Origin of the sequence: Asticcacaulis solisilvae, assembly GCF_052327315.1 — a bacterium.
Taxonomy (GTDB): domain Bacteria; phylum Pseudomonadota; class Alphaproteobacteria; order Caulobacterales; family Caulobacteraceae; genus Asticcacaulis; species Asticcacaulis solisilvae_B.
This window is the reverse complement of the sequence record NZ_CP166196.1, coordinates 176,284-189,012: the sequence shown is the minus strand read 5'-3', so window position 1 is coordinate 189,012 and position 12,729 is coordinate 176,284. Positions and strand designations below refer to the sequence as shown.

Here is a 12,729-nt window from a genome sequence, read left to right as displayed (position 1 = left end):
CTACCGTCATCTAATCATGATTTGCCAAAGCGCGCCCTGTCGGCTATAGGGCGCGCGAAATTCTGTCCTGTCCCATCCGGATCGGCCGATCACCCCTCCTCATCGCTCCGTCTGAGGATCCAAGGGGGAATGACGGGCGTCCACCTTTTCCTCTTCTCAAAGGATCAAGAGATGAACGCTGACACCCCAACCCTTTCCAATATGAAGGCCACCCTGCTCGCCGAAACGGTCGAGCACGTCGACATCACGTCCTACGACGCCCGCCCGATCATCGATTCGATGCGCAAGATGTCGTTCTCGTCGCGCGATACCGCGCGCGCCGCCGACATCTTCAACATGGCGCTGGAAGACAAGTCCTGCTCGCCGTGGCTGATTCTGGCCGGTTCGACTTCGGCCGGCGGCTGCATGCACGTCTATCGCGACATGGTGAAGTTCGGCATGATCGATGCCGTCGTCGCCACCGGCGCCTCGATCGTCGACATGGACTTCTTCGAAGCGCTCGGCTTCAAGCACTACCAGGCGGCAGGTACCGTCGACGACAACGTGCTGCGCGACAACTATATCGACCGCATCTACGACACCTATATCGACGAAGAAGAGTTGCAGGCCTGCGACCACACGATCCTCGAGATCGCCAACCGCCTGGAGCCGCGCGGCTATTCCTCGCGCGAATTCATCTGGGAAATGGGCAAGTGGCTGTCGGAAGGCAACGCGAAAAAGCCCGGCTCGCTGATCCAGACCGCCTATGAAGAAGGCGTGCCGATCTTCTGCCCGGCCTTCGTCGACAGTTCGGCCGGTTTCGGCCTGGTCAAGCACCAGAAGGAACGCGCCAAGGAAGGCAAGCCTTACATGATGATCGACGCGGTCGCGGACTTCCGCGAACTGACCGACATCAAGATCGCGGCGGGCACCACCGGCCTGTTCATGGTCGGCGGCGGCGTGCCGAAGAACTTCGCCCAGGACACGGTCGTCTGCGCCGAAATCCTCGGCGTCGAAGCCGACATGCACAAGTACGCCGTCCAGATCACGGTCGCCGACGTCCGCGACGGCGCCTGCTCGTCGTCGACGCTGAAGGAAGCCGCTTCGTGGGGCAAGGTTTCGACCACCTACGAACAGATGGTATTCGCCGAAGCGACGACCGTCGTGCCGCTGATCGGTTCGGACGCCTATCACCGCGGGCACTGGCAGGGCCGTGAAAAGCGCCGCTGGGCCAAGCTCTTCAACCAATCGTGAAGATTTTTTTGCACCGCACACCTTGTCATACAGGGTGAAGGTACTATTTAAGGACTGAAGGCCTGAGTCGTTAACCGACCGTTTTCCTCTATCGGATAGCGTAGGGCTTACAAGTTCGTCACCGGGATCATCCCCCCCCTCGAAACCGGTGGCATGCGACGGAGACCATTGCCCCCCAATGGTCTCCGTTTTGCGTTTTGGGTGATGGCAGAGACCATTGCACCCCATCAGGGTCTCTCATCGTTTTGCGTTTGGGGCTTTGCGTTTTGGGTGATGGCAGAGACCATTGCACCCCATCAGGGTCTCTCATCGTTTTTGCGCTTATCGGGCCCGCTTAACCAAGCCTAACGCGCGTTAACCATTTAAATACCTGATTTGGTGCATTCTGCGGCCATGGCCACAGAGATTCGTCCTTCCCTCGCCCAGATGTTGAACCCGCAGGCAGCGGCGCCGGCCGCGACTCCGCGTCCGCAAGCGGCGCAGGGTGGCTTCGCCAGTGCCATGGCGGCTCAGAAGGCCTTCTTCAACCAGATCACGACGCCGCAGGTCACTCCTCCGACCTATACGGCCGCCGATGTTGCCCGCGCCACCGCCGCGCCCCAGGCAACACAAAAGACGGCCCCCGCGCAGGCGGCCGATCCGAACCAACCGCTGCGGCGGCCGGGTTCCTATCTGAATATAGTCGTTTAGGCCTTTACGGCGACGGGCGCGACCACCGGCTCGGCGGCGACATCCTCACCCACCACGCCCTCCGACAGAGCCGGCATCGGCAGCTTGCGCAGCTTCTTGGCCAGCTTCTTGGTGTCGTCCTTCTTATTGGCCTTCTTGCGCGCCTTCTTCTCGGCCTTGTGCGCGGCCTTTTCGGCCTTCTGCACGGCGCGGTCTTCCGGCGCCACGGTACCGTCTTCACGGGCCGAGGTGATCTTGCGCAGCAGCTTGACGAAGCTGTCGCGCTTGGGCGGCGACAGCAGCGACAGGATCTTTTCGTCGGCCGCCATGACGCGCGGCTCCATCTCGTCCAGCGCCGTCTGCCCGGCTTCGGCAATCTGCACCAGATTGGCGCGGGCGTCGGTCGTCGAGCGTTCGCGCTTCAGCAAATTCTTGGTCAACATGCGCGCGACCAGGTCGGCCAGGGTCGAGCGGTCGATCCCCGTCAGCCGGACCAGATCGGTCTGCGACAGGCCTTCCGTACCCTGAAGGGCCTTGAGCACGGCGTACTGGCGCTGGGTCAGCGCCCCTTCGCCCGCTTCGGCATTGTAGATGTCGAGGGCAATCTGCAGCACGCGGTGCAGGAGGTGGGACGGAGAATCTTCCAGCACCGTGCGGGGCGCGGCTCCGTCAGCCTGGCGTGATTTCTTCATGGTCAGCCCTTGATCCAGGGTTTCGGCCGATACGCTTTGAGTCATGTGCCGGACACTGCCACGATTATACAACATTTTTAAGACGTTTCCATCCGCACACGGATGATGAAACCTGTCAAGAGCTGGCCTTACACCAACGGCGATGGCCGTTGGTAAGGGCGACTGCCCGCCGCCGCTGATGCGGCGAGCCATGCGGCGCTTGAGCTAAAAAAGATAAAACCAACGGTCATCGCTTATGACGGTTGGTTTTATCATCCGGGCCGTCCGGCACAATCATGTACTTCATGAAAACCGGCAGCAGGCAAAGGGCCAGTACGATCGGGCCGCCGACCATGGACGCCATCTTCCAGGTGACCCACACACCCTCGGTCTGGGTGCGCCATACGACCTCGTTGATCGCCGCCATGGCGAAGTAGAACAGGGCGTAATAGACGGTCAGCTTCGGCCAGGCCTCGTCCCTGAGCTTGAGGCTTTCGCCCAGCAGCGCCTTCAGCGGCTGCTTCTTCATGGCCAGCGCGCCCAGGAGGAACGATCCGATCAGCAGGTCGATGATCGTCATCTTGATCTTGATGAAGATGCCGTTCTTGAACACCACGGTCAGGATGGCAAAGGGAACCGCCAGGATGGCGGCGGTCAGGCCGATCCATGCGATCCGCTTTTCCAGCACCAGGCCGGCCAGCACCGCCAGCACCGACGCCGCGGCCAGTACGCCGCTGGCCCATATCAGGGCGTCGGTCTTGGGCACCAGCTTGAAGACAGAGCAGGCAAAAAACGTCAGGCCGAACAGGATGACAGGGCCATAGTCGACGGCCATCTTGACATAGTTCTGCTGCGGCTCTCCGGCCCGTGCGGCGACCTCAGGATTGGCCTCCATCACCGTTTCGGGCAGGTCAGGCTTTTTGTCGCTCATGCTTCGGGCTCCAGCCCGACCATGGAGCGGGCAAAATCGCGCGCCTTGAAGGCGTGCAGGTCTTCGATGTCTTCACCGACACCGATCAGCTTTATGGGCGCGTCCGATGCTTTCGCAATGGGAATGAGGATACCGCCGCGCGCCGTGCCATCGAGCTTGGTCATGACCAGCCCCGACACGAAGGCCTGACGGCCAAAAATCTGTTCCTGCGACAAGGCGTTGCGCCCGACCGTGGCGTCGAGCACCAGCAGCGTTTCGTGCGGCGCCTCCGGATCGATGCGCTTGATGACCCGGACGATCTTCAACAGCTCGTCCATCAGCTGCTGTTTGTTCTGCAGGCGGCCGGCCGTGTCGATCAGCACGACGTCGTAGCCCTCTTCCTTGGCCTTGGTGACGGAATCGAAAGCCAGGCCCGCCGCGTCGGCGCCGGTCTTGCGGCCCATGAAGTCGGCATTGGCGCGCTGCGCCCAGATCTTCAGCTGCTCGACCGCGGCGGCGCGGAAGGTGTCGCCGGCGACGACCAGCACCTTGGCGCCCTTGGCGGTCAGCGACGCCGCGATCTTGCCGAGCGTCGTCGTCTTGCCCGAGCCGTTGACGCCGACGAACAGAACGATATAGGGGCGCGGACCCGACAGGGGATCGAAGGTGCCTTCGTGGCCGACCAGTTCGTCAGCCAGGGCGTCGGCCAGGACGGTGCGCACCGCGTTGGGATCGCTGGCCGAGCTGAAGCGAGCGTCCGCCATCTTCTGCGCGATCGTCGCAGAAATGGCCGGACCCAGATCGCTTTCGATCAGCAGGTCCTCAAGCTCCTCGAGTGCCGCCGCGTCCAGCCCTTCCTTTTGGGTGAAGACCTGGGTGACCTGCTCGGTCAGGGTCTGCGAGGTGCGCGACAAACCTTCCGTAAGACGCTGGAACCAGCCTTTTTTCTTCTCTTCCGCCATGAATCCTCTAGAGGCTTGCGCCAAGCGCGTGCTTGCCGTCGTGGCCGTGAATGGCGATATCCGCCAGCTGTCCGGGGACGGACGAACCTTCGAACACCACCTCGGTAAAGTCGGCGGCGCGGGCGAAGCCCGGTTTTTCGACAACGCAGCTGAGCGTGCGCCCGGCCTGCCGGTCAAGGTGGCGTGTCAGGGCCTCGGTGCCTTTGGCACGCAGGCGTTCGGCGCGCTCCTTGATCAGCGGGCGCGGCAGTTGCGGCATCTTGGCCGCCGGCGTCTGCGGCCGCGGCGAATAGGGGAAGACGTGCAGGAAGCTAAGGTCGCAATCATCGACCAGCGACACGGCGTTGGCGAAGTGGTCTTCGCTCTCGGTGGGGAATCCGGCGATCATGTCGGCGCCAAACGCAATGTCCGGACGGATGCGGCGCACGCTTTCGACCAGACGGATCGAGTCGGCGCGCAAATGACGGCGCTTCATGCGCTTGAGGATCAGGTCGTCGCCGTGCTGCAAACTCAGGTGCAGGTAGGGCGCCAGGCGCTCTTCCTCGGCGAAGGCGCGCAACAGGGTATCGTCGATTTCGGCAGCATCGATCGAAGACAGGCGCAGGCGCTTCAGTTCCGGCACATTGCGCAGGATACGGACGACCAGGTGACCCAGTTGCGGCGTGCCCGGAAGATCGGCACCCCACGACGTCAAATCGACACCGGTCAGGACGATCTCGTTATAACCCTCGGCAACCAGGCGCTGCGTCTGGGCGACGATGTCGCCGGCGGCGGCCGAGCGCGAATTGCCCCGCCCGTAAGGGATGATGCAGAAGGTGCAGCGGTGATCGCAGCCGTTCTGCACCTCGACAAAGGCGCGGGCGCGGTCCTTCAGGCCGTCGATCAGATGGCCGGCGGTTTCGCGCACCGAAAAGACGTCGTTGACGCGCACGCGCGTCGTGTCGGGCGTCAGGGCGTAGCTGCCGGCCTTCGCCTTGTCGCCATTGCCGATGACGAAATCGACCTCGGCCATGTTGGCGAACATGTCGGGGTCGGTCTGGGCGGCGCAGCCGGTGACGATCAGGCGCGCTTCGGGGTTTTCCTTGCGCGCGCGGCGGATGGCCTGGCGCGCTTGGCGCACGGCCTCGCCCGTCACGGCACAGGTGTTGAAGATGATGGCGTTGTCGAGGCCGTCGTCGGCCGCCGTCTTGCGGATGGCTTCGCTCTCATAGGCGTTCAGACGGCACCCGAAGGTGACGACATCCACCGAGGGCTTCTGCATGCCGGAATCGTCGGCGCTCACGACAGCTCTCCGGAAAACTCGACCTCGACCGGACCCGTCATGACGACGTGGTCGTTTTCGGCCCAGGCGACGTGCAGCGGACCGCCGTCCATGATGACGGTGGCGGCGCGGTTCGACAGGCCGCGGCGCGCGGTGGCCACAAGCGTCGCGCAGGCGCCGGTGCCGCAGGCGCGCGTGATGCCGGCGCCGCGTTCCCAGACGCGCATGCGCAGCGTGTCGCGATCGATCACCTGGACGAACTCGACATTGACGCCTTCGGGGAAGAGCGGGTGGTTTTCGATCAGGCTGCCGGTGGCGGCGACATCCACCTTGGACACGTCCTCGACGAAAAAGACGCAGTGCGGATTGCCCATCGAGACGGCGCACGGCGTGTGATAGAGCGGCGCGTCGTACGGCCCGACCTTAAGCTCCAGCCTCAGCGTATCCATATCTTCCGACAACGGAATCTCGCGCCAGTCGAGACGCGGCCGGCCCATGTCGACGCTGGCCGTACCGGTCTTGGCGTCGGCGCGCAGCACGCGCGCCTTTGTCGGCCCACCCAGAGTGTCGATCTTCAGCGTCTTGTCGCTGGCGTCGGGATTAAGCACCCAGGCGACGCAGCGCAGGGCATTGCCGCAGGTTTCGACGGGGCTGCCATCGGAATTCCACACGCGCATGAAGGCGTCGCCGTCCTGCGATCCTTCAATGCTGATCAGCTGGTCGAAGCCGATGCCGGACGCACGGTCGCCCCACGCGCGGACCTGGTCGAGCGCGGGAGAGAAAGCGGTCTGGCGGGCATCGACGACGACGAAGTCGTTGCCGAGACCGTTCATCTTGAGAAACGGGCGTGTCATTGCGCGCTATATAGGGCCAAAGCGCCGACAAATGTAGAGTTTTGTTGAAAAGTCGCGACGCCAAAGCGTTAATGCAGGCGATTCACGCGCAGACGGACAAAGATGACCACACCCAACGCCGCCGAAGACCTCCCGGACACCGGGACGCCAGAGCCTAAACCGGCCTCGACCTTCCGCCCGCGCCTGGTGCCGCGGCCCGGCAAGCCGTCGCCACGCGTCATCATCCACGGGCGGCGCAAGCACTTCTACGGCGACCTCTATGCCGAGCTGATGGACGCCACCTGGCCGCAGCTGGTGTGGGTGTTCATCGTCACCTTCGGCGTCATCAATACGGCGTTTGCCATCGCCTATTTCGGCCTGGCCGACCTGTGGCCGGGCGAAGGCATAGTCCATGCCCGCCACGGCGTCTTCCTCGACTACTTCTTCTTTTCGGTGCAAACCCTGGCCACCATCGGCTATGGCGGCATGAGCCCCGAAGGCGTTGTCGCCAATGTGCTGGTGACGCTGGAAGCCGTGACGGGCTTCACCTTCTATGCCCTGATGACCGGGCTGATCTTCACCAAGTTTTCACGCCCCACGGCGCGCGTCACCTTTTCCGAGCACGCGGTCGTCAATAACGACATGGGCGAACGCCACCTGATCATGCGGCTGGTCAACGACCGTGGCAACCGCATCGTCGACGCCGAGGCGTCGCTGTTCATGATGCGCGACGATCGCTTACCCGACGGCACGATCATGCGGCGTTACCACGACCTGTCGCTGGTGCGCTCGAAAGTGCCGATCATGCAACTGTCGTGGAGCCTGATGCACAGGATCGACGAGCAGAGCCCGCTGTTCGGCGAAACACCCGAAACCATCCACGACAAGAATATCGAAATCATCGTCTCGATCTCGGGCCTGGACGAGTCGCTGTCGTCGAGCATCCAGACGCGCTATTCCTACATGTCCGAGGAAATCCATTTCGACCGCAGCTTCGAGGGCATTCTGCACCGCAAGGCGGACAATACCCTCGAAGTGCATTACGATCGGATCCACAAGCTCAAGGAATAGGCTCGGCGCTTGATATCGCCTGTAGTCCCCCCTTCCGTCTGGATCGGCTTGACGCCGACCCAGCCACCTTCCCCTTAAAAGGGGAAGGAAGGGAGCATGAGTTGACTAATTCCTTCCCTGCGGAGCGGGGAAGGTGGCAGACGCCGCGTCAAGCGGCGGATGACGGAAGGGGCAATCCGCCGCCCGCCACAAGCTACAAAGCCTTACGCGAACCCACGCAGTCTCATCAACGCATCGCGATTGACGTCACGGCCCATCAGGTTGCGGAAGGCTTCGTCCTGCGGAATGGTGTCGCCGACGCTGAGGATGTGCGTGAAATAGTCCTTTGCCGTCGTGCCGGCGAAGGGACCGCCCGCCGCCATGAACTTTTCATAGACATCGGCGACCAGGGCGTCGGACCACAGATAGGAATAGTAGCCCGCCGAATAGTCGTCGCTGGAGAAGATGTGCGCGAACTGCGTCGGGCGATGGCGCAGCACGATCTCCTTGGGCATGTTGATCTTGGCCAGGTAGTCCTTTTCGAACTGGCCGATATCGACATCGACGTCGCCCGCCAGATGGTAGGCCATGTCGATCATGGCGTCGGCCAGGTATTCGACCGTGTCGAAGCCCTGGTTGAACTTGGCCGACTTGGCCAGCTTGTCCTGCAGGTCCTTGGGCATGGGCTGGCCGGTCTCGGCGTGGACGCAGAACTTTTCCAGCACTTCCGGGATCGGCAGCCAGTGTTCGTTGAGCTGCGACGGGAACTCGACGAAGTCCGTGGCGGTATTGGTGCCGGCCTGCGATGGATAGTAGACGTTCGACGACAGGGCGTGGATGGCGTGGCCGAATTCGTGGAACATGGTGGTGGCGTCGATCCACGAGATCAGGATCGGCTTGCCGGCCTCGGCCTTGAGGAAGTTGCAGTTGTTCGAGCAGATGCAGATCGATTTCCGCATGCCCGACTGCGACTGGTACTCCATCTCCCAGGCGCCCGACGACTTGCCTTCGCGGGCATAGGGATCGTAGTACCACAGGCCGACCGGCTTGCCGTCGCGCAGGACCTTGTAGGTGGTGACGTCGGGGTGGAAGACCGGCACGTCGTGGACCGGCTCGAACGAGAAGCCGTACATGCGCCCGGCGCAGTAGAACATGGCTTCCTGAATCCTGCCGAGTTGCAGGTAAGGCTTCAGCGCCGCCTCATCGAGGTCGTAGCGCGCCTTGCGAACCTTTTCCGAGTAGTAGCGATAGTCCCAGGCCTCGATCTTCACGCCCTTGCCTTCGGCGTCAGCGATCGCCTGCATATCGGCGACCTCCTCGTGGACGCGATTGACCGCCGGGCCCCACACAGCCTCCATCAGCCCCATGGCGTTTTCCGGCGTCTTGGCCATGGCGACCTCAAGCCGCCAATGGGCGTGCGTCGCATAGCCCAGCAGCTTGGCGCGTTTGGCGCGCAGACGCAGGATCTGGCTGTTGATCTTCTTGTTGTCCCACTGGTCGTTATTGTCGCCGCGCATGATGTAGGCGCTCCAGATCTTCTGGCGCAGGTCGCGGCGCGTCGAGAAGGTCAGGAACGGCTCCATGGCCGAGCGCGTGTTCTGGATGGCGTACAGGCCGTCCTTGCCCATCGCCTTGGCCTTGGTGGCGGCGCTGGCGACGAAGGTGTCGGGCAGGCCGTCAAGATCGTCTTTCGTGATGAAGGTCGCCTGCGCTTCGTCGTGCTTCAGGTTCTTCGAGAAGGCGTCGAACAGGCTGGCCAGCTGCTTGTTGATGTCGGCGACACGGGCCTTGTCTTCCTTGGACAGTTTCGCGCCGTTGCGCACGAACTTGTTGTACTTCTTCCACAGCAGGCGTTTTTGCTGCGGATTGAGGGCCAGGCTGTCGCGCTTGTCGTAGACCTGGGCGATGCGCTGGAACAGGGGCTGGTTCTGGTTGATCTCATCCTCGAAGGCCGCCTTGACGGGCGACAGCTTTTCCGAGACCGCCTGGAATTCCGTGGTCGACAGGTTGGAATCCCAGATGCTGTAGATGTTGCCGAGGCGGTCATAGGCCTGGCCGGCGCGCTCGAAGGCCTCGATCGTGTTGGCAAAGGTCGGCACCGAGCGCACCACCGTGATGGCGCGTAGTTCGGCGCGCTTTTCCGCCATGGCGACCTTATAGGCGGGCTCGAAGTCGGCAATCTTCACCTTGTCGAAGGGCGGCACCCCGCCATAGGGGCCTGTCCACGGCTTGGTCAGATAGCTTCCCGATGCGGCTGAGGCCTTTTTCGTGGCGGCGAAACCGAGCGACGGGCTAAGCGCGGCTGCGCCTATGGCGGTCAGGAGATGGCGGCGATGGAGAGACATGAAAAACCCTTCAGCAAGACGGGCCGGACGCCCGTCATATTTGTTGCAATTGCTACCACATGGGCAGTTTACGGCAAGCAGCAAAGCGAGTAGGGATTCACATTAGGCGCCTGGAAAGGCCCGTAAAGTTAAGATTCTTTAACCCCCGGAAACGCAACTCATGGCCATCGGCGTATTCGATTCCGGCGTCGGCGGACTAAGCATCCACCACGCGCTCGTCAACCGCCTGCCTCAAGCCGATTTCATCTATCTGGCCGACCAGGCCAATACGCCCTATGGCGACAAAACCGGCGAGCAGATCGTCGAGCTGACGCGCCAGGGTTGCGAAACCCTGTTCGACGCCGGCGCCTCCCTGGTCGTACTGGCCTGCAATACCGCCTCGGCCGTGGCGCTGCGCCGCCTGCAATCGACCTGGCTGGCCCAGTTTCGCAAGACCTATGGCCGCCCCGTCAACGTGCTGGGCATTATCGTGCCGACGATCGAGGCCGCCACCGGGCTGCCGTGGGAGCACGAGGCCGAGCGCCGCGGCCCCAAGATCGAGAAGCTGGACGTCATCGGCATCTTCGCCACCAGGGCCACGGCCAACAGCCGCGTCTACGAGATCGAAATCGACAAGCGCCGCCAGGATCTGGCGGTTTTCACTGAGCCCTGTCCGGGCCTGGCCGACATGATCGAGCAGGGCGCTGGCCAGGAGGCGCTGAAGGCCAAGATCGAAGCCCACGTCCAGGCGTTGCGTCTGCGCATCGGACGTTTTCCCGACCGCGCCATCCTGGGCTGCACGCATTATGAGCTGGTGGCCGAGCTGTTCCGCGCGGCGCTCCCCGAAGGCACGCCGATCATCCACCAGCCGCCCTCGGTCGCGAAGGCGCTTGGCGACTATGTTACGCGCCATCCTGACTACGATATCGGAAACAGCGGCCGCCGCGCCTTCTTCACCACCGGCGCACCGAAATCGCAATCGACGCTGATCGAAGCCTTCTGGGGCGCCCCCCTGACCTTCGAGGCCGTGAGCACTGCGCCCCGTTCCCTGACCGCTTAAGACGCCCTGTCGATCGAGGCCTTAACCGTCGGTCCGAGCAGGATATAGGCCTTCTCGGTCAGGTGGGTGCCGTCATAACTCAAGGACGTGTCCGACGGGAAGCCCTGCAAGGCGCCGCCCGTGGCCGTCTGGGCGTCACCATCGCAAATCGTGGTGTTCCCGGCCATCGTCTTCATGTCGATATTGAGCTGGCGACGGCCGGTATCGAAGGCCGCGACCAGCGGCACGCGCGGCAGGACGGTCGACCAGACCGTGCCCGTCCAGCCCTGGGCCGAAAGACTGGGCCCGTTGCCCGCCGGGATATTGAAGAACTGGTTGAGCAGGCTTTCGACATGGGCCGGCGTGTCGTTGAGCCAGCGGATGTCGTTGCCGCCCAGCCAGCAATACAGGATGTTGTGCGTCGCCGCCGGCTCTACGTTCAGATAGGGCGATGTCTGATTCCAGTAGCGCTTGTATACGGCCAGGATCGTGCCGGCGTCAGCGGACAGGGTGTCATGCGACACGACGTTGCGGATCCAGATGTTCGGGCTGTTGGCGAAATTGTCGTGGATGACGCGCGTCAGGCCGATATTGTTGGTCGAGGCCAGCGCCTTGACCGTGCTGGCGCCGATGACCAGGATATTGTGCGTCGGCGTCCAGCTGTTGAGGTTCAGCTTCTGCGTCATGACTTCCGCGGCCGCCAGTTCGACGGCGGCCGAAAGGGCGGTGCTGTAGAGCACGAAGCCGAAGACGTCCTGGCGCGTGGTCTCGGGCAAGGTCGGGCTCTGGTTGCCGAGCTGACCGCCCGCCAGCGTCAGGGACGGCAGGGCCGACAGGGTTTCGGTCGCCACATCGCGGCGCAGGCTTACACCCGACCCGCTGCTGTTGATGCCCACAAGGCACGGGGTGCAGGTCGGCAGCAGCGACGGCGACGAGGGTACGGTCGTGGCGCTTTCCGTCACGAGATGCAGGGTTTCCGGCTTCGTCCGGTCGAGCCAGGTGCCGACCTTGAGCACGGCCGTCGCGATGTTGCCGACATGGAAGGCATGGGTCGGCGTCTCGGACTGCCAGATGAAACGCGCGGCGATGAAGGCGGCCATATTGCCGCGGTTCAGCTTGACCGCGGCGGGAACATCCATGAACTCGTTGTCCGCGAAGATGACGCACGGACGATGGCCGGTGCGGATGTACAGGTGCGGGCGCTGCGACGTCCCGCCCTTGAGGTGCTGCGCATTCCCCGACTGATCGTACCACTTCTGGACCTCGTAGCGGCCGTCGGCCAGGGCCGACACATCGAGATCGTCGCCGGTGAAGTTGAGGTCGGTCAGGGTCGTGCCGACATAGATCTGCAACGCCGGCCCCGCGTAAGTGGCAACCACCTTGCGCGTCGCATAGGCCGCGGCGGGCGCCGTCGAGAGATCGGACAGGTACTGGGGCGCGGGCGTCACCGACGACGAACTGCTCGACGACGAACTGGAAGACGAAGCGCCGCTCGACGGCTGCGGCGACGATCCGCCGCCTCCCCCGCCGCCACAGGCCGACAGAAGAACCGTCCCTCCCGCCAGACCGGTCAGACCCATGAGCGCCTGACGGCGATTCAGAAACGAAGTGGAAAGGCTGAGCTTCCCGAAAATATCCTTGTCGGACGACATGCAAAACCTCAACGAGGCATTCCGCTTCCCGGCGGCGCCACAACACTAAACCTGGCGGATGTGCTGATATCACACTCCCCCGTCCCCGACATTATAAAACGCCTGAAATGAAGTGTAAAAGTGGC

11 protein-coding genes are annotated in these 12,729 nt (G+C 63.0%); 4 read left to right on the top strand and 7 right to left on the bottom strand.

What is annotated here, in order from left to right:
* Positions 1-171: 171 nt before the first annotated feature.
* A complete protein-coding gene (locus AB8717_RS00855) occupies positions 172-1,233 on the top strand; it encodes a 1,9-bis(guanidino)-5-aza-nonane synthase (RefSeq protein WP_443749136.1) in 1,062 nt (353 codons plus the stop codon).
* Between the two features lie 393 nt (positions 1,234-1,626).
* Entirely contained in the window at positions 1,627-1,923 is a 297-nt protein-coding gene (locus AB8717_RS00850; protein WP_443749135.1) for a hypothetical protein, read from the top strand.
* Here the strand turns inward: AB8717_RS00850 and AB8717_RS00845 are convergent.
* From AB8717_RS00845 to dapF, 5 genes are all read right to left on the bottom strand, one after another.
* On the bottom strand, positions 1,920-2,594 hold the full coding sequence (locus AB8717_RS00845; RefSeq protein WP_443749134.1) for a MarR family winged helix-turn-helix transcriptional regulator: 675 nt from the start codon (positions 2,592-2,594) through the stop codon (positions 1,920-1,922). The two genes, AB8717_RS00850 and AB8717_RS00845, sit on opposite strands and share 4 nt — an antisense overlap.
* Positions 2,595-2,820: 226 nt before the next feature.
* Positions 2,821-3,504 carry an inner membrane-spanning protein YciB gene (locus AB8717_RS00840; protein WP_443749133.1) on the bottom strand — a complete coding sequence of 228 codons (684 nt, stop codon included), beginning with the start codon at positions 3,502-3,504 and terminating at the stop codon, positions 2,821-2,823.
* Positions 3,501-4,445 carry a signal recognition particle-docking protein FtsY gene (gene ftsY / locus AB8717_RS00835; protein WP_443749132.1) on the bottom strand — a complete coding sequence of 315 codons (945 nt, stop codon included), beginning with the start codon at positions 4,443-4,445 and terminating at the stop codon, positions 3,501-3,503. Before ftsY ends, AB8717_RS00840 begins: the two co-directional genes overlap by 4 nt.
* Before the next feature lie 7 nt (positions 4,446-4,452).
* A complete protein-coding gene (gene mtaB, locus AB8717_RS00830; protein WP_443750834.1) occupies positions 4,453-5,706 on the bottom strand; it encodes a tRNA (N(6)-L-threonylcarbamoyladenosine(37)-C(2))-methylthiotransferase MtaB in 1,254 nt (417 codons plus the stop codon).
* Between the two features lie 17 nt (positions 5,707-5,723).
* Positions 5,724-6,560, bottom strand: coding sequence for a diaminopimelate epimerase (gene dapF / locus AB8717_RS00825; protein WP_443749131.1), 837 nt, complete (start codon positions 6,558-6,560; stop codon positions 5,724-5,726).
* 102 nt (positions 6,561-6,662) lie between these two features.
* Between dapF and AB8717_RS00820 the strand changes: the two genes are divergently transcribed.
* A complete protein-coding gene (locus AB8717_RS00820; RefSeq protein WP_443749130.1) occupies positions 6,663-7,610 on the top strand; it encodes an ion channel in 948 nt (315 codons plus the stop codon).
* 203 nt (positions 7,611-7,813) lie between these two features.
* Here the strand turns inward: AB8717_RS00820 and AB8717_RS00815 are convergent, their stop codons facing one another.
* Positions 7,814-9,934: a M3 family metallopeptidase gene (locus tag AB8717_RS00815; protein WP_443749129.1), complete on the bottom strand. Its 2,121-nt coding sequence runs from the start codon at positions 9,932-9,934 to the stop codon at positions 7,814-7,816.
* 160 nt (positions 9,935-10,094) lie between these two features.
* Here AB8717_RS00815 and AB8717_RS00810 point away from each other — a divergent pair, with 160 nt between their 5' ends.
* Positions 10,095-10,973: a glutamate racemase gene (locus AB8717_RS00810; protein WP_443749128.1), complete on the top strand. Its 879-nt coding sequence runs from the start codon at positions 10,095-10,097 to the stop codon at positions 10,971-10,973.
* On the opposite strand, the gene AB8717_RS00805 is transcribed toward AB8717_RS00810, so the two are convergent.
* Positions 10,970-12,532: a hypothetical protein gene (locus AB8717_RS00805; RefSeq protein WP_443749127.1), complete on the bottom strand. Its 1,563-nt coding sequence runs from the start codon at positions 12,530-12,532 to the stop codon at positions 10,970-10,972. The two genes, AB8717_RS00810 and AB8717_RS00805, sit on opposite strands and share 4 nt — an antisense overlap.
* Positions 12,533-12,729 lie beyond the last annotated feature (197 nt).